This is a genomic window from Desulfobaculum senezii (assembly GCF_054657395.1).
Genome location: NZ_BAAHYU010000002.1, coordinates 362791 through 384693 on the forward strand (window position 1 = coordinate 362791; position 21903 = coordinate 384693).

Sequence of the window (21903 nt, forward strand, 5' to 3'; positions counted from 1 at the left end):
GGAAGCGCAGATGCCAGAAAAAAACCAGATGCCAGAAACCCAGATGTCGGACACGCAAATACTGGAACGCGGCGACCTGCGCATCACGCTGCATAAGCGGGGCGAGAACGCCTACGTCAAACAGCGCCGGCCCGTGACCTACGGGCTGTACCACGAGGTGGAAACCCCCTCGGCGCGGCTGCTGTTTAACCTTGAGGGCGACATTATCCGGGCCGAAGGCCGCGGCGGCGCATGGCCGAGCGACCTTGAATACCTCCGGCGCACTGCTGGGGACGACTGGGTGTACTATTCCACCGGCGGCTACGGCGGCTCGTGGGAAACGCTGACGGAATCGCCGTTCCCGGCGCAGGTGTCCTTCCGGATTCCGGAACCCTACAGCGAGGTGTTCAAGACCTTCGGCGAATACTATTTGCCGAACCTGCCGTACGCGTCCAACGCCATTTTGGGCACAGACCCCTTTGCCATACCTGCGGTGCAGGCACTGCTGGACGGTTGGTGTGATGAAGTGCAGGCCGTGCGGCGTAAAGCCAATGACCTGCCGCCGCAGTTTCGCGCGTTTCTCGGCCGGGTGGCGGACAATACCCCGCAGCGCCTGCGCCAGAAGGCGAAGCGCCTGTTTGCGGCCTGCGGCGGGCGCGCATCGGTCCTGCCGCCGGATGCGCGGCACGTGGACTACAACGTCATTCCGCTGAATATCTCGCAGGGCTGTCTGTATAAATGCCGGTTTTGCACGGTGAAAAACACCATGCCCTTCCGGACCCGCTCGCGGGCGGACATCGCCGGGCAGTTGGACCAGTTGGCGGCGCTGTATGGTCGCGACCTTATCAATTACAACGCCGTGTTCCTTGGCGACCACGACGCCCTTGGCGCCGATGACGCCACGATTTTATGGGCAATCGGTCAGGCGCGGGAGCGGCTGGGGATTGACCGGTCCTATATGCAGGGCGCGAGCGTGTTCCTCTTTGGCAGTGTGACGTCGCTGATGGCCAAGGATGACGCCTTTTTTGACCGCCTTGGGACCTGCGGGGCCTCGGTGTACATCAACGTGGGGCTGGAATCCGTGGACCAGCAGACGCTGGACTTCATCGGCAAACCTCTGCGCAGTGCGCAGGTCGCCCGCTGTTTTGAGCGTATGCAGGAGATCAGCGCGCGGCATGCGTCCATTGAATGCACGGCGAACTTCGTTTTTGACGAGGCCTTGCCGCAGGGGCATATCCCGGCGTTTTTGGAGTTGGTCGGTGCGGCTGGTGGGTCGGCGCAGGCGAAAGGGACTGTGTATATGTCGCCCCTGTGTCTCAGCCCGCCGTCAGCGCGCACGCTGTTTGAGCTGAAGCAGCTGAAAACGTGGAGCCGCTTGCCGCTGTATTTGTACCTGATTCAACGGCTGTAGAGTGAGTTTTTTTGAGCATTGGGCGGACGCCCTGCCAGAATTATGAGGACGCTGTGTCCGTGGAACGTGGGGAAAAATTGGGCCCCCCATCAAAAGGCAAAACCAAGACAAGGAGTGAATGTATGAAGAGGCTGAAAGGAATTTGCGCGCTCGTCGCCATGGTCTGTGTGTTGTCCGTTTTTCCGCAGCATGCCAATGCGCAGGATAAGACGATTCGGTTTGGCGTGAACAACTGGGCCGAGAATGTCGCGGTCTCCAACATGTGGAAGATTCTGCTGGAAAAGCGCGGCTACGACGTTGTGCTGACGCAGGTGGGCAATGGCGTTATGTACAGCGCTGTGGCGAATGCTTCGCTGGACGTTGGGCTGGAAGTGTGGCTGCCCAATTCCGATAAGCCTCTTGTAGACCGCTACGGCAAGGATTTTGACATCCAGAATGCCTGGTACAAGGGCGCAAGCCTTGGGCTGGTGGTCCCCTCCTATGTGGACATCGATTCGCTGGCCGACCTTGCTGAAAACAAAGAGATGTTTGACGGCGAAATCATCGGCATTGATTCCGGCTCCAGCCTGAACGAGATGACCCGCGGCGCCCTGAAGGAATACGGCCTTGAGTACGACTTTGTGGAAAGCTCGGAACCGGCCATGCTCGGCGTGTTGAAGGCCGCATACGAGGCCAAGAAGAACGTGGTGGTCACCCTGTGGAACCCGCACAGCGCCTTTGCGAAGTTTGACCTCAAGTACCTGAAGGACCCGAAAAACGTCTACGGTGAAGGCGACGACATTTTCTTCATCACCAGAAAGGGCTTTGACAAGGACTACGGCGAGGTTCTGGGCTGGATGAACTCGTGGTTCATGACTGATAGCACCCTTGGAGAACTCATTGCCACCATCGAGCGCACCGGCGACCCCGAAGAGGGCGCGGCCAAGTGGATTGAGGCCAATTCGGAATTGGTCGAGTCTTGGTTCAAGTAACGGGCGCAGCGTGCGCAGGCGAAAGCGCCGCGCCGCACGCCCCCGGCACCTGCTGTGGCGGGTGATTATATTGCCAGACAAAGGCTCCCCGGACAGATTCCTGTCTGGGGAGCCTTTCTTATGCGTGGGGGAAGGGCAACGGCGCGGTGACACCAAAACAGGGCGCCGGGCGCGGCTTCTGGACGGACTAGGGCAGTTCCAGCGTAAGGCGCAGCATGTCCCGGAGCTGGATGCCGTCTTCAAAAATGGGCTGGGGGTAGTGGGTGACAAAGAAATCCCGGTCGATGGCCGTTACCCGAAACCCGTGGCGCTGGTAAAACGCAAGCTGGTAGCCAAAGCTCCCGGTGCCCACCTCCAGCCGCGGGGCGCCGCTGTAGCGGAAGACGCCTATCACATGCTGTAACAACTGCGAGCCAATGCCCCGCCGCTGATGCTCCGGGGCAACGGCAATGCTCATAAGCTCATACCCGCCATCCGGCAAAGGGAGCACAGCGCACGCGCCACGAACCTCGCGGTGGTCCTTCTCTGCCAGCGCGACAAAGCACCGCGACTGCGGCAGATAGGACGCGAGCTTGTCCTCGGACGGGTCCGCCAGCAGAAGGAGTGAGCGGGGCGCGTCCGACGGCGGAACTTCACAAATATGCATGGGGCATCTCCTTTGAGCATTGGCTCTTTGTGCGAGCCGACTCTACCCCAAATGCGCGCAATACCGAAGGGGTTTCGGGGGGGCACTGCGCCCCAACCGTGTTTGCGGCCAGCACCGCCGCCAGCATCGGTCCTGCGGGGCGGAGGAGGGCTGGCGGGCGCGGCGCGTGTGGCGCCTAGTTGCTTCGCTGGGCAAGGACTTTGGTCAGCACCACCCGCGCGCTGCGGGCCTGTTTCGTGTCCACTTTGGTGTCCAGTACGCGGATGAACTCGTGCATCTGCGCGGTGGTCAGGCCAGTGTTCATGGCGGCGCCAAAGTGAAAAAAGAGCTGCCCTTCGGTGCCGGTCATATTCGCAAGGGCGGCGATGGTCGCCAGTTCGCGCTGCTGATGCGTCAGCACATCGCGGGCGAAGATGTCGGCAAACAGGTGCTCCTTGAGGAAGGTATCAATGATGGGCGTGAACTCTTGGTACGGCGCGCGCGTGGTGGGAATGTCCTTCTGCCCGGCAAGGTCCGCGCGCACGCGGGCGCCGTAGGCGTCGCGGTCCATGTCGGCGGGCAGGGGCGAGGCCTCTTTGCCCTCGGCGTCCAGAATGCCTTTGGCCCTGCGCTCCTGCGTCAGGGTCATGAATGCGCCAAGGGCATTGAGGCTGCGGGGAAAGCCCGCATAGGCGTACAGCTGGACGAGGATTTCCTTGATTTCGTTTATGGTCAGCCCGGAGTCCAGCCCGTCACTGAGGGCCGGGGTCAGCCGGTCCATGTCACCACTGGCGGTAAAGGCGGCAATGGTGATGATGGCCTGCTGTTGGGCATCAAGGGCTGGTTCCGGTGTGTGTTTTGTCGTCATGGTTGCCTCCGCTGCGGATGCAAGGCCGAAGGTGAAAACAAGGGCAATGATGGCAAATGCAGACGTCCTTCTGATCATATCGGCCTCCGTGCATTGCAGGCAGTGTGTTGGTGGTTGTCCGCGCCTTTGTGGCGCCTTGGGGTGTGGGGGAATGGCGGGGCCTGTGGAGGGGGCGCCCCGGGCTTAGCGCGCGTCCAGCGCGTTATACTCCTCGTCGCTAACAGGTTCGACCCATTCGTTGGAGCCGCCCTCGGCGGGCACTTCCACCGCCACGTGGGCAAACCACGAATCCTTGGCCGCGCCGTGCCAGTGCTTGACCTCGGGCGCTATGTGCACCACATCGCCGGGGCGCAGCTCGCGGGCGGGTTTCCCGGCTTCCTGATACCAGCCGCGGCCACCCGTCACGAGCAGGATTTGCCCGCCCTTGTGGTGGATGTGCCACCAGTTGCGGCACCCCGGCTCAAAGGTCACGTTGCCGATGACCACACCCTCGGTCGAGAGCATTTCAAGGTAGCTGGTGCCGGTGAAGTACTTTGCGTAAGCGTCATTTTTCCCGCCTGTGGGAAAGATGCCTTCTCCGCGAAAGGAATGACTCATAATGGTCTCCGTGGGTTTTGGGGAATTTCTTTTGTAATTCTCTTTACGGCGCCAGAAGGGCCTTGCGGGATTTCCCCCGGCGCCTGTTGAGTAAACACAGGCGCAGTATATGCCATATTGCCGCGTGTGTGGTTGGCGGATTCTCTTTGAATGTTGCCCAATCCTCTCCGGCAAAGGAGATGTGGCATCAGGACGCCGGCCGTTAGGCGCGGCGTCCTGTGTGGCTGAAGTAGAGCGCAAAGCTGATGCGGGTGAGGACGGCGGCAAGAACAAACAGCCCGGCTGCCGCCCAAAAGATGGTGTTTATGCCGCTGGTATCGACAATGACGCCGCCAATGCCCGCCGCGCTGCCAATGGCGAATTGGATGGCGGCAACGGACAGCCCGCCCGCCAGTTCGGCGTGGTCGGCGAGGGTGCGCGTAATCCATGTGCTCCAACCAACGGGCATAAAGCCCCAGAAGACCCCCCACATGAGAATCAGCAGCAGGTTCGTCCACAGGGCGCCGTCGGTGAAGGACAGGACGATGGCGGTCAGCGCCAGCACCGTTTGCAACAGAATCATGCATCCGCGGAACCGCCGCTCAAAGAGCATGCCCGCGCCAAAAGTCCCAATGCAGTTGGCGAGGCCAAAGACGCCAAGTACAGCGGAGAGCTGCGAAGGGCTGAGGGCAAGGGTGCGCTCCAGAAAGGGGCGGAGGTAGGTGAAGAACATATTGTAGCCGCCAAAGCTGAAAATGGTGGCAAGGATGCCAAGCAGCACCCAGTTCTGCCGCAGCAGGCCGAACATGCTGGAAAAGCTGGATGCCTTGCCCGGGCGAAGGGGCGGCAGGGCAATCCATTGCCACACAAGGGCCGCCACGGCGAGAACCGCGCCCAGCCCAAAGACGGCGCGCCAGCCCAGCAGGTTCCCAAGGGAGCTGGCAACAGGCAGAGAGATGACCGTAGCCGCCGCAACCCCGCCGTAGATGATGCTCAGCGCTCGGGGCACAGCGCTTACAGGCACAAGCTGCAGCGCTACAGCAGCGGACATAGACCAAAAGCCCCCCACACAGATGCCAAGAAGGGCTCTGCCAATGAGGAGAATGGCGTAGTTTGGCGCTATGGCGACGATGAGGTTTGAGGCCACAAGAAGGGAGGACAAGGTCAGCAGGATGCGGCGTCTGTTGATGCCTTGCGTCAGGGGGGCAAGCAGCAGGCTTGTCACCACGGCAAAAGCGCCAACAACGGAGACGGTTTGTCCCGCCATTCCTTCGGTAATGCCAAGGTCGCGGGCGATGGGCGTCAGCAGGCTGATGGGAAGCCATTCCCCGGCAATAAGGCTGGTAACGCCAAGGAACAGGGAAAAGACCGCGGACCAGTGCGCGGGACGCGCGTCAAAGACATTGGGGTGTGATTGCATGGAAACGGGGTACCGGTACTTGAGATGTATGCCGCTGCACCAGAAATTGGACGCGTAGGCGTGGCGGAGACGACGGCGGGGCCTGCCATGCGTGGGGCAGGCCCTGCCGTCGTAACCTTGCGCAGAATGCGCAGCTGAGCGGCGTGTGGTTATTTCAGGGCCGTGGCGAAGAAGTCTTCCAGCGTGTCAAAGGGGATTGCGTCCACTTTGTCGTACAGGTCCACGTGATTGGCGCCGGGGACGACCACAAGTTCCTTGGGCTGGTTGGCCTTTTTGAACGCATCCTCACTGAAGTAGCGGGAGTGGGCATTTTCGCCGATGATGAACAAAATGGGCCGGGGCGAGATGGACGCAATGCGGTCAAGCAGCTTGTAATTCATGAAAGCCATGTCGCTGGTCATGGTGAAGTGCGTGGTGGACCGGCGATGCTGGCCGCGCTCCGTCTTGTAGTAGCCGTAGAACTCGCGGGTGATGGGGTCGGTATTCTCGTCGATGGTCTCCGGCAGGCCCAGCGTTTTGACCTCGCCGCCCGCATATTCCCGCCAGCGCTGCTCGCCGAGTTCGTCGAGGTAGGCGTTGCGGTCCGCTTCGGACCACGAGTCCATCCAGCCGTTGGCCTTCACCCGGCTCATGTCATACATGCTGACCGTAGCGATGGCCTTGATGCGCCTGTCGACCTGCGCCGCGCTGAGGGCAAAGCCGCCGCTGCCGCAAATGCCGATGACGCCTATGCGTTCGCGGTCCACGTAGGGGCGGGTTCCCATAAAGTCCACGGCGGCGTGGAAGTCCTCCACAAAGCCTTCAACGGATGAGGTCTGGCGCGGAAAGCCGCCGCTCTCGCCGTTGTAGGATTCATCAAAGGCGATGGTGACGAAGCCGCGCTCCGCCATGGTTTGGGCGTAGATGCCCGCCCCTTGCTCCTTCACGCCGCCGTAAGGCGTGCCAACGATGATGGCGGGGTAGCCCCTGGACGGGTCAAAGTCCTTGGGCTTGAACATGTCGGCGGCAATGAAGATGCCAAACCGGTTATGAAATTCCACCTTCTCGTGGATGACGTTGTCGCTTTGTGCGTATGTTTTGTCCCAGGTCATGGTGTCCTCCGCATGGGCCATGGTTGTGAAAAGAACCAGAAGCAGGACCGGCAACAGGGCCGCTCCTTTTTCGGCGAGCAGTGATGCGGCGCGCAAGGCGTCCTCCTGCATGGGCTGTGGTGTGTGGCCGTGCGCCTACAAGGCGGACCGGAATATCGAGACGATGTCCGCGGCGCTCATGGGCGGGCGCCCGGGCAGGTTGCCGTCTTCATCGTGGATGATTCGCAGCGTGTCGCGGGCGTAGGTCTCCAAAAGGGTGTCGTCGATGCCCAGTTCGCTCAGCCGGGTCGGGCAATCGATGGAGCGCAGGAATGCTTCGAAATGGTCAATCCCCTCCAGCGCGCAGGACACATCATTCTCCGAGGTTGCCGTCAGGCCAAAGATGCGCTGGGCAAACTGGACGAACTTTGGCGTGTTCGTCTTGGCCGCAAAGCGCATCCACGCGGGGTTGATGACCGACAGGCCCGCCGCGTGGGTGACGTCATGATGGCCGGACAGGGTGTGCTCCAGCATATGCACGGGGTAGGCGCCGTTGGTGCCCACCTGCACCCAGCCGTTGAGCGCCACAGAGGCCGCCCACTGGATGTGCGTGCGCGCTTCAATGTCCGCGCCGTCGGCGAGGGCTTTCGGTCCCCACTGCATGGCGGTGAGGATGACGCCTTCGGCAAAGCGGTCCTGCAGGGGCGTGCTGTCGATGCCATTGAAGTAGGCTTCGGTTACGTGGGTGATGAGGTCGCACACACCGTAGGCCGTCTGATTGCGCGGCACGCTGACGGTAAGCTCGGGGTCCATGATGGCGGCCTTGGGGTAGAGCAGGGGAATTTGGATGAAGGATTTGACCTTCGTCTCCTCGTTGGTAATCACCGCGCCGCAGTTGGTCTCGGACCCTGTGGCCGCCAGCGTGGGAACCGTGATGACGGGCAGGGCTTTTGGGGGAACGTGGACATCCGCCTGCCCATGGTGAATCATATCCCACGGGTCGCCGTCGTAGAATGTGGCGGCGGCGATGACTTTTGCCGCGTCCATAACGCTGCCGCCGCCGATGGCGATGATGACATCGCAGCCCTGACTGCGGGCGGTTTGCGCGCCGCGGATGACGGAGGTGATGCGCGGGTTTGGCTCCACGCCGTCGCACTCGGCAGAGGCAACACCTGCGGCCGTAAGGCTCTGCACTGCGCGGTCAAACGCACCGCTTTTCTTCACGCTGCCGCCGCCGGTGACAATGAGGGCTTTTGCGCCGTATTCGCGGGCCACTTCTCCAAGCCGGGTCAGATTGCCCGCGCCAAAAATGATTCGAGTCGGATTGTGAAATTCAAAATTCATTCCCCACTCCTTGTGTTTTCATGTGGTCGATGGAGACAGTTCTACGGGGAGGGCTGGCGGGATTGAACACACATTTCTCTCTAAAGTTTGCCCAATCCTCTCTGGATGGCGCGAGAGGCTTGAACCGCAGCGGAAAGTGGTGTCTGTAGGATGAGCAGACTCAAGGAGGGAAGGCCATATGTCAGAACTGGTTCAATTGCTTCATGAAATGGCAACGAACGACGGCGGGGCCGTTGAATCAAACCTGCCGGGCGTACGTTTTTTTAAGGATACAAAGCACGTTAGGCGCAGGCCAATGTTGTACAATCCTGGAATTTGCATTGTGGCATCGGGGCACAAGGAAGGAACGCTCGGCGGGGTGTTTTTCCGCTACGACGCGGACAACTATCTTGTCACATCCGTTGCCATGCCCTTTGAGTGCGAGTCCTTCCCCGGTGAGCGCGACCCGCTCCTTGGGCTGTACATCGACCTCGACATGGCCGAGCTCAATGACCTGATAACCCAGATGGACGAGCGCCCCGGCTCCGTTGAGCTTGGAGGCGGCGATTCGCCATTGGGCATTGGTCCCTCAGCCATGGATAAGGACATGAAGGACGCGGCGGTAAAGCTCCTGCGGACGCTGCGCTCCGAGCGGGAGGCCCGCATCCTTGGCCCGGGCCTAGTGCGCGAAATGTACTACCGCGCCCTGTGCGGCAGCCAAGCCCCGGTACTGTATTCCCTTGCCAAGGGCGGCAACACCTACTCGCAGGTGGCGCGGGTGATTTCCCTGCTGGAAGGCAACTACGCCAAAAAATTTAATGTGCAGGAAATGGCGGACTCCGCGCATATGAGCGTTTCGGCCTTTCATAAGGCCTTTAAGGACATCACGGCGGACTCGCCCCTGCGCTACTTGAAAAAAATCCGCCTGACCCGGGCGCGCGACCTTATTGTGCAGCAGAATATGAAGGCCTACCTCGCCGCCGATGCTGTGGGGTATGAAAGCACCTCGCAGTTTAGCCGCGAGTTCAAGCGCCACTTCGGGCAAAGCCCTGCGGAGCTCATGCGCGAAATGCGCTCCGCCGTCTAAGAACGCGCGGCCAGAGACGTTGCCGTGTCGGAGATGCTGCCCGTTGGGACACAACGCAAAACGCCCTGAGACGTTACTGAATGTCTCAGGGTGTTTTGCGTGTGCTGTGGCGGAAGGGGGGGATGTATGGACCCGGCCAGCACGAGGGAAAAAAGACGGGGCGGAGCCATGCTCCACCCCGAGGAAGCTGGGAGGCCTTGTCCGGTGCCGCCTGATGCCGCCAGAAGAGCGAGCGCCGGGAAGCCGGCCGCGGCGGCGCGTCCGTGCCCCCCCCCTCCACTGGACATCAGCGCTGGAATTGCCTATTGACGCGTATTTGAGAAAGAAATTCAAAGTCATTTTCAAATTGTAAACGCGCAATCGGTACCACCTCATGCAGAACACTGTTTTCCCCTCTCATCCAAGTCCGCCCGGGGGCGCCCTGTGGCCCTGTAGTTTTGGGGCTGTGTACATGGATATGGACGGTCTTGTCCGGCATATAGCCGGACCGGAGCGGCTCCCCAAAGGATTGAGCGATGCGCTGAGCGTTGGGGCGTCCATTGACGATGCCTTAGGCGCGTATCCGGCGCTGAGGCGTCATGTTGCCTTGTCTCACACTGTTTCGGCGTATGCGACAACATTCCGCGTTGGGACGGCGTGTTGGCGGTTTCAGAGTGTCCGGTGCGGGCTTGCGGCGTTTCGGTCCACCGGCGTGCTTCTTCTTTTGGAACAGACTTCCGCGCCGCGCACGTGCGTTCATGCCAGCGCCGCACGCCTTGCGGGGCTGCTTGGCGTATTTGGAGAGCGGGGCGTTTTGCATGATGGCGGCGGGGCGCCGATTGTTTGCATTGTCCCCGGGACAAAGCAGAATTCGCTTCTTCAGCTGGCCAGCACGGCCCCGCGTCCGTTTCCGCACCTTGGGCAGCACCACGCGCCACTTTCACGCAAGGCTCAAAGGCGGCTTGGGACCGACGGATGGTGCGTTGATGTCCTCTCTCCGCTACAGGATCACGACGCCGCACCGCTCCTTGCAAAAAGCTTCTCGCTCACCCTTGGGGGTCAGCGCCTGACCGCGAGCTTCTACCGCCCCGTCTCACTTGCAGGGCGTCCCGGTACGCGGGAGGCAACCTGTGTCGTGCCTGCATCAGGTGTCCGGGGCACCGGCTACAAACGCGCGCCCGCGCCTGATTTTACGTTGCTGCATGTAGATGATGGCTACTTGCCCCTTTTGCGGACCCATGCGGCGCACCTGATGGATGGGGCGCCGTTGTCCTTTGAGGAGATGGTTCACCCACGCGACGTGGAGCGCTACCGGGCCACTATCGACGATGCCGAGCGCCGCCGGGCGTCATATGCCTTTCGGTACCTTTTGCGGACGGACGAAGGGCAGGATGTGTACGTCATAGATACGGGGCGCGGTGTCTATGATGTGGATGGAAATCTTGCCCACATTGAAGGGGTGCTTTTCGAGGCTTCAGCGCTTGAGGCGTTGGTGGAGAGCGCCGCCAATCAGGAACCGACCACGGCGGCTGGCGAGTTTGTGGAGCTGGGCATCATTGGGCGGTCGCGCGGCGTTCGGGAGGTGATAGCAACCATTCGCAAGGCTGCCACGTCTTCGGAGTGTGTGTTGATTCAGGGTGAGTCCGGCTCAGGCAAGGAGCTTGCCGCCCGCGCCCTTCATACTGCGAGCGCGCGGGCACACCGTCCATTCATCGCCGTGAACTGTGGCGCCATACCTGAATGCCTGATGGAGAGCGAATTCTTCGGCCACCGCAAGGGAGCCTTTTCTGGTGCAGACCGTTCCCACGCCGGGCTTCTTGAGCAGGCTGACGGGGGAACGCTTTTCCTTGATGAAGTTGGAGAGATTCCTCAGCCCATACAAGTGAAACTCCTGCGCGCCATTGAGGGCGGCGGTTTTTCTCCTGTTGGTGACGCGCGGGTGCTGACACCGGATATCCGCATCGTCGCGGCCACCAACCGCAATCTTGCCGAGATGGTCGCCAAGGGAGCCATGCGCCGCGATTTCTACTACCGTATCAACATCTTGCCCCTCACCATTCCCCCGCTGCGCGAACGCCGGGAGGATGTCCCCCTTCTTCTTGGGCATTTTCTTGAGCAAGCCGAATGCACCCAGCCCATCCCGGGCAAGGCGCTGACCCGGCTTATGGACTATCCGTGGCCAGGCAATGTCCGTGAACTGCGCAACGTGGCCATGCGCTACGCCACCCTCGGCGAGCTTCCCGCGGAGCTTGTAGGTCCGGAGCAAAGTCTTCCTGAGGAACATCCGCAGGAGCCGCCCACCTACGGCACCCTCAAGTCCCGCCTTGGCGTTGTGGAAAAGGACATCCTGCGCAAGGAGCTGGATGCCAGTGGCTGGAAACGCACAGCCGTTGCGCGCCGCCTTGGTATCGACCGCCGCACTCTCTACGATAAGATGCAGCGCTACTCTCTGAAGCGAAAAGGGAAAGTGGGAGAATAGCGCCCCACCATGGGGTCGATTGGGCCCACATGCTGAGAGCGCAGGGCTGGCATGGGCTAGGTGGCGTTTCGTGTGTAAAACGGGAAGAAAAGCTCCCAATCTGAATTCTCCCGTTCGTCTTCGCTCGTCGCAAAACCCTTGCTGGTGCTGGCTTTTTGCGTATTGCCTTCTGGCACGCTGTTTGCTGATTATGAAAATCAAAATCATTGCAAGAGCATTCAGGAGGAACAATGTCTATATGACCTACTAGGTTAGTCCTCAGACAGATTTTGGGGTACAGTCTCACGATGAAGGCCCCATGAAAGCTGCAGAGAAAGTCGCCCGCCAGCGTATGAGTGTGCTTGAGCTTGCAGAGAGCTTGAGTACATTTTGCGCGCCGCCTTTCAGTCCGGTTTCGGACGGCTTTGTACTACCGCACTGTATTAAACGGCGGATTTCGGCAGGGGGACACAAAAAAGCCCCGGAAGTACCGAGGCTTACGTGTTCGTCTGGCGGAGGGGGAGGGATTCGTGTTGTCGTCTAAGCCCTCGGCCATCCGAGATTTTTCTTCAAAACAGGCTCTGTCGAACCCCCAAACGAGCCCCCAGCATTGGGACTGAGTAAAAAAAATAGCCGAATGGCGAAATTCTTTACTTCATGCCCTTAGATGGGGAGAGGGGCCCTCCATGGTCAAGGGGGGTGCCCCCAGGGGGGCTCTATGTATAATCACGCACACCTGATGTGAAAAAACAAAAAGGGTGCGGGACTACTCCATATCCTCGTAGAACCATGTGATGTTCGGGGAGTTCGGGTTTTTTCGTTCTCCCGAAGCCAGGTATATCCAGCTTCCTTTCTTGATCCCTTCAAACTCTTCGTCGCCGAGGTAGAAACGCTCGCCATGGCTGTTGGTCTTGTAGACTCTGAAATAGCCGTAAACGGGGCGCTCTGGCTCTTTGGGAGTCTCCAGTGTCTGCGAGTATCTTTCAGGCCTTTCGGCGACGTCTCTGGCGATTTTCTCAAGATCATAGAGCTCAACAAGGTTGAAGCCAAACTGAGGATTGCCACGCTGGGTTGCATCCGATGGTTTCACGATGCCAGCCTCAATGAACTCAAGGAATCGCTTCAGGGTGAACGGTATCCCGTATGCCTTGAGGTGGGCTTTTCTGATGAGCGTCTTCGGGAGCAACCGCTCCGTGCGCCTGGTTTTCTTCTCCGAATACGTCGCCCCTAGAGTCTTGGCTCCAGAGAACCTCTTTGTGTTGTCGTCCATGCTCTTCGTTCCTTTGTGTTGCCGCGCGTTGAATGAAGAGCCTGCCTAAGGAATGAAAAACCGCTTAGGGCAATGATCAAAGAGGAACGTGAAGGTTCGCTCCGGGCGGTATAGCTGAGGCTGAGGCGGTGGGCAAGAGGAGGGGGACGCGGGCAGAGGCGCGTCTGTGTGCATCTCATACTCTTTACTCATGGCGGTGTTGAAGGTATTGATTCCCCTAAAAAACAACAGCTTGGGGGATATATGAGTAAGGGCGTCAAGGTGTGCGCCACGTATAGCGTTGTTACTCCGATGTTTTTGTCTGGTGCGGACCAGTCGAAGCCGGAGCTGCGCGTGAGTTCTATACGTGGTGCGCTGCGTTTCTGGTGGCGGGCGCTGGCGTGGAATCGTTGTAAAGGGGATTTGAAAAAGATTCGCGAAGAAGAGTTTCAGTTGTTTGGCAGTACGTCGACTGGGCAGGGGATGTTGATGCGGCTTGTGGGGAAAACGAATACGAGCCAATGGAAGACTGGCTCGAAGGAGGAGCAGTGCAGTGTGGTCCCTCATGACGAGAAGAAGAAAGGAGGTTTCACATATTTTGCTTATGGTGTCGCAAATTTTAGAAAGGAACTGAAGCATGGCGTATTTCAGAAGCCTAGCGACTTTACCATACAGTGCTTGCTCACTGAAAAGCAGGTAGCGCACAAAGATTCATTATGTAAAGCTCTTATAGCACTTGGAACTTTCGGTGGGCTTGGTGCAAAGAGCAGGAAGGGGTTTGGTAGTCTGAATATCAAGTCTCTCCTTGTGGATGATGTGTCCTATGAAGGTTTCTCGGATGATGCTCTTGAACGGATAAAGACACTAATGGGGGGCGAAACGTGCGCAGAATTGCCTCCCTATTCAGCCTTTTCAAGATGTTCTCTAGATGGATGCCCATGTCAGGTCGTTGATCTTGGGATAGAAGAAAGTAGTCCGGAAGATGCTCTGGGGATGGCCGGATTCGAAATGGCTCATTATAGGGGGTGGGGGTTCAGACTCAAGAGCGGCAGGCGTGTCGTTTGTGGAAAGGAAGCTCAGCAGAATTTCCCAAGAGACCATGAATGGTACTGTGAATACAAAGAGAACCCAAGACAACGCCCACGATGTATCGCTCACCCACAACGTGCAGTGTTTGGCCTGCCTCATTCTTATGACAAAGGTAAGAAGGTTGGGCGTTCAACAGTAAAGCCAGTAGATTCAGAGCGACGCGGAGCGCCTATTTTGTTTCATGTATTCCCGAGCAGTGAGGGATATAGAGTTCTTGCAATCGTTTTGACTTCGACATTTTTGCCGCCCGAGAAGACGCTTGAAATTTCATATAAGAGAGGAGATAAGCAGGTCTCTTCGTTTAAATATATCCCGGTTACTGCCGCTTGGAACATCCTTCAAGACTTCATAAAAACCTTTGAAGGCGGCGAGGTCCTCTACTCCGCACCGGAGGACAGTCATAATGAGTAAGTATCTTCATTTCTCGATTGGCCCGGTTCAGGGATTTGTGGCGCAGTCTCGTCGGACTCGTGATTTGTGGGCGGGGTCGTATGTTTTGTCTTGGCTGATTGCCCATGCGATGCGCGCGGCCAAAGATGAGGGCGGCAAGATTGTTAGCCCTCATGTTGAGGGCAAGACGCTGAATGCATTTGCTGGAGAAGTTCCTCCGGAAGCAAGACCGACATTTGGGCAGTTGCCGAATCATTTTACGGTAGATTTGGGTGGCGTTACTGACGACGGCGCTCGCGAGGTCGCCCGTAAAGCGGAGGAGGCAGTCCGCGACGCGTGGAAGCGACTTGCAGATGGTGTGTACTCATATATCGAGCCAGCAATTAAAGCCGATGGTCGTTCCGCTGAAATCAAGGCCCTTTGGGACCAGCAGATTAAAGACTTTGGCGAGACTCATTGGGCTATTTCGGAATCCCCAAGCTTTGCCGTGCTCCATCAGCGCAAAGCGTGGCGCGTGCCGTCTTTAAATGATGAATGCGGCGACCCGTGTTCGGTCATGGGCGGATATCAGGAGATATCGACGTATGACCGTGCGTCCGGTGGGCGTAAGGCTTTCGATGATCAGAAAAAGTTCTGGACGCGCATCCGGCGGGAGGCCGGCAAGGACCACAAGCAAGGCGTCTCGCCTTTCGACCTGCCGGAATTTGAGCGGCTTTGCGCTGTCGCCTTGGTAAAGCGTCTTTTCCCGATGCTGGCGAAGGATGACGAGTCCCTTCTTGGCTACAAGCTGGACGTCAAGCATTGGCCTTCAACGGCGCATTTGGCGGGGTATGAGTTTAAGAAGGTACTCCAGAACAAATCCCTTGATGATGAACTTAGTTCTTACCCTAAAGATGTGTTTGATGCTGCCAAGAAGATGCCAGGCAATACACTCCGTGGTGCCTTTCTTGGCGTAGGCGAAAGCGCGGCATCTTCTACTGGTGAACTTTATACTTTTGAGAATCTCGGCGGTGAATACCTCTTCGAGTCCGCACTATTGCAGTCGTGGACCCGCAATGCTTTTTCAAAACCGAACGCGGGCATAGATGGGCCTGTAATCGCGAATGAACTCGCCAAAAAGCTCCGCACCCTCTACACCAAGGCCGAAGGCCGTCCGTCTCCTTTCTATGCCGTTCTGCTCATGGATGGTGACCGCCTTGGAAATCTCTTTCACGGCAAAAATCCCGACGAAGCTCAAAAACTCTCCGAACAGCTCGCGGATTTTTGTAAAGGCGTGCCGGGCATCATTGAAGCTCGCGCTGGCTATACCATTTATACTGGTGGCGATGATGTGCTTGCGCTTCTGCCAGTGTCCACGGCTGTGGATGCGGCACGAGAGCTGAAAACGCTCTATTGCGAGGCGTTACCTCCTGGAAATCCCGAATCTATCCCCACCATCTCCGCAGGCATTGTGTTTGCTCGGTTCAACGTTCCGCTCATGGACGTGATTGCCGAGGCGCACCATACGCTTGATGACATTGCCAAGGAAGAGGCGGGGCGTGCTGCTTGTGCTGTGACTGTCCTCAAGGGCGGGAGCGATAATGTGCGGTGGCGTGGGAAGTGGAAGCAGGTTGATGACATCCTTGGGGCGCGACAGGCATTGGATGATGAACAGCTTTCGCGCAGCTTCACGCACCGCATACTGGGTATTTTTCAGAAATTGGTACGCGATCCCAAGTTGAAGCATGACAAGGTCAAGCTCCCAAAGAGCATTGGTATGGAAGAGATTATCAAGAGCGAGTACGAGCGCTCCGTTGAGCGCCGTGGTAATGATTTATCTAAGGAAGAAATCAAAACAGCCGCCAAGAAATTCCTCGATGCGATGAGGTGGGTAGAGGTGGAAAAATCTCAGCCCCCAGAGAGCTTTCAGCCGTCCGGTATGCTTCTCGCGCGGTTTCTGCAGCAGCACGGAGGGCTGATTAATGACTGATTCCCGCCGTTTCTTTTCCATGGAGCCTGTTGATTCGTGGTTCTTTCGCGATGGTCGTCCCATGCATATTGATGAGAGTGCGCTCGGTAGTTTCAAGAGTTTGTTTCCGCCGTTTGCCTCTACCGTAACAGGTTGCCTGCGCGCGGCGTTTGCGCGTTCGAAAGACTGGGATGGCCGTTCCCGTTGGGAAAAGGTCTGGAATAAAGACCTTGGTGATTTCAACGAGACGGGCCCGCTGCGGTTTTCCGGACCGCATCTCTGTAAGGGCGATGAGCTGTATTTTCCCGTACCCCAGAGTTTGTACTTTGAGGGTAAGGTGCCGTGTGCCATGGCGTGGCCGTCCGGCGAGAAGTATCTGACAGACCTTTACGAGAGGCCTATCAGCATTCCGGAAATGAAGCCGCATAATCCCGCCGCAAAGGTTCGCGATGACCTGTACGTATCGCGCGACGGGCTTGTGAAAATGCTCAACGGGAAGCACCCAGCCAAGGACGATGTGCTCCCCGTTTCGGAGCTTTGGGAGAGCGAATCTCGCATTGGTATCCGGCGCAGCGCGGAGACACTGACCACGGAGGAGAACGCGCTCTACACCACGAAGCATGTGCGCCTTCGTAAAGACGTGTCGCTGGTGTGCGGTATTGAAGGACTGAAAGACGGCTACCAAGCTCCGTCCACTCCCCAGCCATTTGGCGGTGAAGGGCGGTTGGCAAGCATTGAGGAGTTGAAGGCGGAGGGCATCCCGGCGTCTTTCAATGCGGGTGGCGACACACTGTCGCAGTTTGCGTTGTACGTGCTTACCCCGCTGAAGCTTGGTGGGATGACGCTAACTCCAGAGTCCGCAGTTAAAACGGACAAGGGGCCGTTTACGCTAAAATGCGCCGTCACGAGCAAGGTTCTTCATGTTGGTGGCTGGGCGAATGTACGGGATGAAAAAGGCAGGGCGAAATATCGCAAGCAAACGCGCTCCCCGTTGATGATTGGTGGTGCTGTGCTCTTTTGCAAAAGCGAGACGGCGGCGCTTCGGGTGGGGGATGTTGTTCGCATTGGTGATGATACTGAATTTGGATTTGGCGTTGCTGTCGTTGGGCAGTGGAACGCGGAGGGTGAATAGATGAAGAATTGCGTAATCGGCATGGTGGCAGAGACCGCCATTCATTTTGGTGTGGGACGGAGTGAAGGTGTTGTAGATTTACCCATCGCCCGCGAGGCGGCAACGGATTATCCCGTGATTTACGGCTCGGGGTTGAAGGGGGCGTTTCGGCAGTATGTGCGTGATTGCGGCAAGTCCGAGGTAGATGAAAACGATGTGTTTGGCGACAAGGATGCTGAAAGTGCAGGCCGTCTTTGCTTCTCCGATGCTCGCATTTTGTTGTATCCGGTCCGGTGCATGACGGGTTCTTTTGTGTGGATTACGTGCCCGATGGTGCTTGAGCGGTTCAAGCGGGACATGAAGCGGTTTGGTGAAGAAGTTTCGTTTAACGTGCCAGCGATTGAAAAAGTTGGTCAGGCCGTCACTGCAAACAAGAATAGTGATGGGAAGCTTCTTATTGAAGATCAACTGTTTGAGGTCTTGAAAAAGAAGAGTTTGGGCCAAGGGTCGGATTCAATTGTCGCGTCATTGAACAAGGTGATTCCGGTGGAAATCGTTCGCAAGCAGTTGAAAGAACGTCTCGTAGTGCTCAGTGATTCAGATTTTACTCATTTCGTGCGGTTTGGCGTGCCGATTGTGGCCCGAAATGTTTTGCAAGAAGGAACAAAGAAGAGCAACGGCCTTTGGTATGAAGAGCATCTGCCTGCAGATACCATTATGTATTGCGGCATTACTGCGCGCAGAGATGGAGTTGAGGAATTTACATGTCTCTTAGAAGACACCCCCTACGTACAGGTTGGCGGCAACGCTACAGTTGGGCAGGGATGGTTTAATATGATGCGCGTGGGGGGCGAGTAATGGAACAGTTTTATGAACAGAAACGGGCGGCGTATGCGCTTGAATGTGTGAAGAGAATTGCGAATAAAAAAGAATCTGAAATAGTAAAAGCAAAATATCGTACTGCTGTGCGCGGTTTAGGGCCATCTGTCATCATGAGTGGTCTTGGGCAGTCGCTTTCAACCTTGTACGCGCGAGGCGAGCGGAAGAATGGTGACGAAGGTGCAAAGGCACTGCTTGGTGATGTGATTCGCTGGGTTGTTGAACATCCAGTTCACCAAGATGGCTGGAAGACAGTCCCTCATCATTTTTTTAAAAAAATTAATGATTCGTCGCGGGACACATATAACCTCGTGCAAGTAGAGGTTATTGCGCTTCTGGAATGGCTTTCAAAGTACGCTGTCGCGATGCTCCCAAATCCGAATGATGTTGAAGAGCGCTCAGAGAAGCAAGACAAAGATGGGGGGGAATAAATGCCAAGTGAGACCCCCAAGATTGAGAAAGTCTTTTATAAAGAGCTGCAGGCTTATCTGGGAAAGAAAACGGATTTCACGTTCAACTCGCTTCTTCATGATACGTTGTTTGCCTTCGTAGCCAAAGATAAAGGGTATTGGGGTAAGGATGTTGAGAAGAAATTTTTGCACCCCACCGTCACCGTCCCCGCAGGCCTCATGGATCGCCGCGAAGCGCTGGTTGCGCAGTGGCGGAAGCGGGCGAGGTGTCGGGCGTTGAGTTTTGAGGCAACGACGACATCGCGTTTTGTGACGGGGATGGGGTTGCCGCATCCTAAGGAGAACGGTTTTTCGTGGATGCGCCCTTATGGCGTGCCGTACATTCCGGGGAGTTCGCTCAAGGGGATGCTTCGGGCGTGGCTTGAGTCAGATTGGTGTGATTGGGGATGTCATCGCGACACGCGAGATTCTGACGAGACTAAAGACCCTAAAGCGGAAGAGAAAGAAAGGTGTTCACGTCTGAAAAAGCTGTTCGGCACGGCTGGGCAGATGGGCGAGATTGTGTTTATGGATGTTATTCCTTCGGGAAATAAGGTCCAACTCGCCATGGACGTTATGACGCCGCACTATGGGCCATACTATGGCGCGAGTGACGGTGATTTGCCCAATAATCCGCCAGCAGACTGGTATGACCCTGTGCCTATCCAGTTCTTGACTGTGGAGGCGGGGCAGAAGTTTCGCATCGACCTGTTGTTGCCGCAGGAGAAAGCTGTGGATGGTGATATTGGAGAAAAGTTAAGAGAAGGCCTTGAGCTGTACGGCATAGGCGCAAAGACATCGTCTGGATTTGGGCGGTTTGCGCTTGAAGAAATAGAGGGGAAGAAGAGTGAGTGAGTTGGAGAAGGGGGATAGCTTTAGTGAATTCGTAAGGTTGCGATATTTAAATGCGACAGGCGTAGTCTTATTGATTGTTGTCGTGTTTATTGTTCGGTTTGAATTGGCAGTTTTAGGTTTAGAGACAGATTTTTGGGATGGTATGGATTCGGCATCTTTTTATATTTCCTTTTGTGTGATTTTAACAAACATAGCTTTTGCTTTTGTAAATCTCCAAGGGCAATGGATTAAATCTTTTCCTAACTATATGGAAGTCATATTCAAGCGAAATAACGTTGAACTGGAAAAGTTTGGTACGAATGGAAATCCTATCCCAGTCGTGTGTGAAGCAGATGTTCGATCACTTGCACAACAATTTGGTAAATCAAAAAATGAAGATAAAAATTTGCCGTTAAAAGTTGAGTATGATGTTCAGAACGAAGTCGACATGAAGAATAGGCAAAAGCTGTATACAGTGACGATGTGTTTGCGTCCTCCTAAGCCAGAAGATACATCCGATATGAAGAAGACAAAGACAAATGTAGAATTCAATTCACCAGACCTTGGCGGTAAGGTTGGCATTGAAATCAAGTCCGAGGTTCGGATTTCGCCGGAATCGGCAAGCTGAGTGGGTATGAAGGAAGGGCGCGGGCGCAATGGTCCTGCGTTCTGCGCCTTTTTTTGGGGTGAAAAGCAAGGCGTGGCAGTGGTCTGCGGGTACGAAAAAATTTTAGGTCGATTTTGCTGATTTCCGGCTGGAAGGGTGTGGAGAACAGGGTTTTCATCCCAGCCTAAGATCCTGTATTTACAGGCAAAGAAAGAAACTCGACCTAGGACGAAAATGGACGTCTGTGGAAAACTGCCAAAAGAAGCCTAAAAAAGACGACGTCCACGAAAATGCCCTTGCAACTGCCTTGAATTATAGGGTAATTGAAAGCAAGTCTCAAACGAGACGTCCGTACCGGTATGGGTTGTGACAAACATAGCCCCCGGCGTGGTGGGCCATTGTTTCCTCAAACGAGACGTCCGTACCGGTATGGGTTGTGACAGCATACCCGTTTTTTCCACTTTGCAAATCGTTGGCTCAAACGAGACGTCCGTACCGGTATGGGTTGTGACTTCTCCCGCGTAATCCCGACAGTTGCTTCTACTCAAACGAGACGTCCGTACCGGTATGGGTTGTGACTGCGTGCTCTCCATCTGCCAATCGGCAAGGGCTTCTCAAACGAGACGTCCGTACCGGTATGGGTTGTGACTTGTCTTGCATACGTTGGTATCCTAGTGCTTCGCTCAAACGAGACGTCCGTACCGGTATGGGTTGTGACAGGCGGAAAATATGGTCCTTTACCGGCTCTACGACGCTCAAACGAGATGTCCGTACCGGTATGGGTTGTGACATAGGGGCCTCACAAAGAATACTAATCCTGTGAGTCTCAAACGAGACGTCCGTACCGGTATGGGTTGTGACACATCAATAAAGCTGTCGAAAGCCATGATCACTGTAAACTCAAACGAGATGTCCGTACCGGTATGGGTTGTGACAAAGCAAGGTCGCTGTCAATGTACCACGTTTTCTCAAACGAGACGTCCGTACCGGTATGGGTTGTGACCCTCATCGTTGTCATGGTCTGCCCACATGCGCGCCTCAAACGAGACGTCCGTACCGGTATGGGTTGTGACAGAAACAAGTCGTCACGATACAACAAGTGTTCGCTCAAACGAGACGTCCGTACCGGTATGGGTTGTGACTCTAGGTAGTCCCCATCGAGCATCTTGGTCCAAATCTCAAACGAGACGTCCGTACCGGTATGGGTTATGACCCCGCCATGGAGCCGTTCTCGAACCCAGCCATGCTCAAACGAGACGTCCGTACCGGTATGGGTTGTGACACATCAATAAAGCTGTCGAAAGCCATGATCACTGTAAACTCAAACGAGATGTCCGTACCGGTATGGGTTGTGACAAAGCAAGGTCGCTGTCAATGTACCACGTTTTCTCAAACGAGACGTCCGTACCGGTATGGGTTGTGACCCTCATCGTTGTCATGGTCTGCCCACATGCGCGCCTCAAACGAGACGTCCGTACCGGTATGGGTTGTGACAGAAACAAGTCGTCACGATACAACAAGTGTTCGCTCAAACGAGACGTCCGTACCGGTATGGGTTGTGACTCTAGGTAGTCCCCATC

Annotated in this window: 18 protein-coding genes and 1 CRISPR repeat array (1 of these 19 only partly in view); of the genes, 11 read left to right on the forward strand and 7 right to left on the reverse strand. The window is 56.5% G+C overall.

The annotated features are described in order from the left end of the window. The first annotated feature begins 10 nt into the window (after positions 1-10). Both ACYQ2T_RS02390 and ACYQ2T_RS02395 read left to right on the forward strand, forming a co-directional pair. Positions 11-1390: a radical SAM protein gene (locus ACYQ2T_RS02390; protein WP_459898143.1), complete on the forward strand. Its 1380-nt coding sequence runs from the start codon at positions 11-13 to the stop codon at positions 1388-1390. A 122-nt stretch (positions 1391-1512) separates the two neighbouring features. Continuing rightward, positions 1513-2361 (forward strand): glycine betaine ABC transporter substrate-binding protein, encoded by an 849-nt coding sequence (locus tag ACYQ2T_RS02395; protein WP_459898145.1) that lies wholly within the window; start codon positions 1513-1515, stop codon positions 2359-2361. Between the two features lie 187 nt (positions 2362-2548). Here ACYQ2T_RS02395 and ACYQ2T_RS02400 read toward each other — a convergent pair whose 3' ends face one another. The 6 genes from ACYQ2T_RS02400 to ACYQ2T_RS02425 all read right to left on the reverse strand — a co-directional run bounded on the left by ACYQ2T_RS02400 (position 2549) and on the right by ACYQ2T_RS02425 (position 8264). Further along, positions 2549-3007 carry a GNAT family N-acetyltransferase gene (locus tag ACYQ2T_RS02400; protein ID WP_459898147.1) on the reverse strand — a complete coding sequence of 153 codons (459 nt, stop codon included), beginning with the start codon at positions 3005-3007 and terminating at the stop codon, positions 2549-2551. A gap of 175 nt (positions 3008-3182) precedes the next feature. After that, a complete protein-coding gene (locus ACYQ2T_RS02405) occupies positions 3183-3932 on the reverse strand; it encodes a carboxymuconolactone decarboxylase family protein (protein ID WP_459898149.1) in 750 nt (249 codons plus the stop codon). 105 nt (positions 3933-4037) lie between these two features. Next, the gene (locus ACYQ2T_RS02410; protein WP_459898151.1) at positions 4038-4451 is read right to left on the reverse strand and encodes a cupin domain-containing protein; all 414 of its coding nucleotides are present in this window, start codon (positions 4449-4451) and stop codon (positions 4038-4040) included. A 202-nt stretch (positions 4452-4653) separates the two neighbouring features. Next, complete coding sequence (locus ACYQ2T_RS02415) at positions 4654-5850, reverse strand: MFS transporter (protein ID WP_459898153.1); 1197 nt, start codon at positions 5848-5850, stop codon at positions 4654-4656. A gap of 149 nt (positions 5851-5999) precedes the next feature. After that, positions 6000-7037, reverse strand: coding sequence for an alpha/beta hydrolase (locus ACYQ2T_RS02420; RefSeq protein WP_459898155.1), 1038 nt, complete (start codon positions 7035-7037; stop codon positions 6000-6002). Positions 7038-7076: 39 nt separating this feature from the next. Beyond that, positions 7077-8264: an iron-containing alcohol dehydrogenase gene (locus ACYQ2T_RS02425; protein ID WP_459898156.1), complete on the reverse strand. Its 1188-nt coding sequence runs from the start codon at positions 8262-8264 to the stop codon at positions 7077-7079. Positions 8265-8472: 208 nt separating this feature from the next. Here ACYQ2T_RS02425 and ACYQ2T_RS02430 point away from each other — a divergent pair, with 208 nt between their 5' ends. Together ACYQ2T_RS02430 and ACYQ2T_RS02435 are read left to right on the forward strand one after the other, a co-directional pair. Further along, the gene (locus ACYQ2T_RS02430; protein WP_459900077.1) at positions 8473-9330 is read left to right on the forward strand and encodes an AraC family transcriptional regulator; all 858 of its coding nucleotides are present in this window, start codon (positions 8473-8475) and stop codon (positions 9328-9330) included. Between the two features lie 1114 nt (positions 9331-10444). Then, positions 10445-11788: a sigma 54-interacting transcriptional regulator gene (locus ACYQ2T_RS02435; RefSeq protein WP_459898157.1), complete on the forward strand. Its 1344-nt coding sequence runs from the start codon at positions 10445-10447 to the stop codon at positions 11786-11788. A 745-nt stretch (positions 11789-12533) separates the two neighbouring features. On the opposite strand, the gene ACYQ2T_RS02440 is transcribed toward ACYQ2T_RS02435, so the two are convergent. Then, a complete protein-coding gene (locus tag ACYQ2T_RS02440; RefSeq protein WP_459898158.1) occupies positions 12534-13037 on the reverse strand; it encodes a hypothetical protein in 504 nt (167 codons plus the stop codon). Between the two features lie 168 nt (positions 13038-13205). Here ACYQ2T_RS02440 and cmr1 point away from each other — a divergent pair, with 168 nt between their 5' ends. The 7 genes from cmr1 to ACYQ2T_RS02475 are packed head-to-tail and all read left to right on the forward strand — an operon-like array spanning position 13206 to position 20344. After that, the gene (cmr1, locus tag ACYQ2T_RS02445; RefSeq protein ID WP_459898159.1) at positions 13206-14516 is read left to right on the forward strand and encodes a type III-B CRISPR module RAMP protein Cmr1; all 1311 of its coding nucleotides are present in this window, start codon (positions 13206-13208) and stop codon (positions 14514-14516) included. Then, the gene (gene cas10 / locus ACYQ2T_RS02450; protein ID WP_459898160.1) at positions 14509-16464 is read left to right on the forward strand and encodes a type III-B CRISPR-associated protein Cas10/Cmr2; all 1956 of its coding nucleotides are present in this window, start codon (positions 14509-14511) and stop codon (positions 16462-16464) included. Before cmr1 ends, cas10 begins: the two co-directional genes overlap by 8 nt. Next, positions 16457-17575 (forward strand): type III-B CRISPR module-associated Cmr3 family protein, encoded by a 1119-nt coding sequence (locus ACYQ2T_RS02455; protein ID WP_459898161.1) that lies wholly within the window; start codon positions 16457-16459, stop codon positions 17573-17575. The genes cas10 and ACYQ2T_RS02455 overlap by 8 nt, the downstream gene beginning before the upstream one ends. After that, positions 17576-18412: a type III-B CRISPR module RAMP protein Cmr4 gene (gene cmr4 / locus ACYQ2T_RS02460; protein WP_459898162.1), complete on the forward strand. Its 837-nt coding sequence runs from the start codon at positions 17576-17578 to the stop codon at positions 18410-18412. After that, positions 18412-18864: a type III-B CRISPR module-associated protein Cmr5 gene (gene cmr5, locus ACYQ2T_RS02465; RefSeq protein ID WP_459898164.1), complete on the forward strand. Its 453-nt coding sequence runs from the start codon at positions 18412-18414 to the stop codon at positions 18862-18864. Before cmr4 ends, cmr5 begins: the two co-directional genes overlap by 1 nt. Continuing rightward, the gene (cmr6, locus tag ACYQ2T_RS02470) at positions 18865-19737 is read left to right on the forward strand and encodes a type III-B CRISPR module RAMP protein Cmr6 (protein WP_459898166.1); all 873 of its coding nucleotides are present in this window, start codon (positions 18865-18867) and stop codon (positions 19735-19737) included. After that, positions 19730-20344, forward strand: coding sequence for a hypothetical protein (locus ACYQ2T_RS02475; protein WP_459898167.1), 615 nt, complete (start codon positions 19730-19732; stop codon positions 20342-20344). The genes cmr6 and ACYQ2T_RS02475 overlap by 8 nt, the downstream gene beginning before the upstream one ends. 314 nt (positions 20345-20658) lie before the next feature. Further along, positions 20659-21903: direct repeats of the CRISPR family, unit length 36 nt; unit sequence CTCAAACGAGACGTCCGTACCGGTATGGGTTGTGAC; it runs 54 nt beyond the window's last position.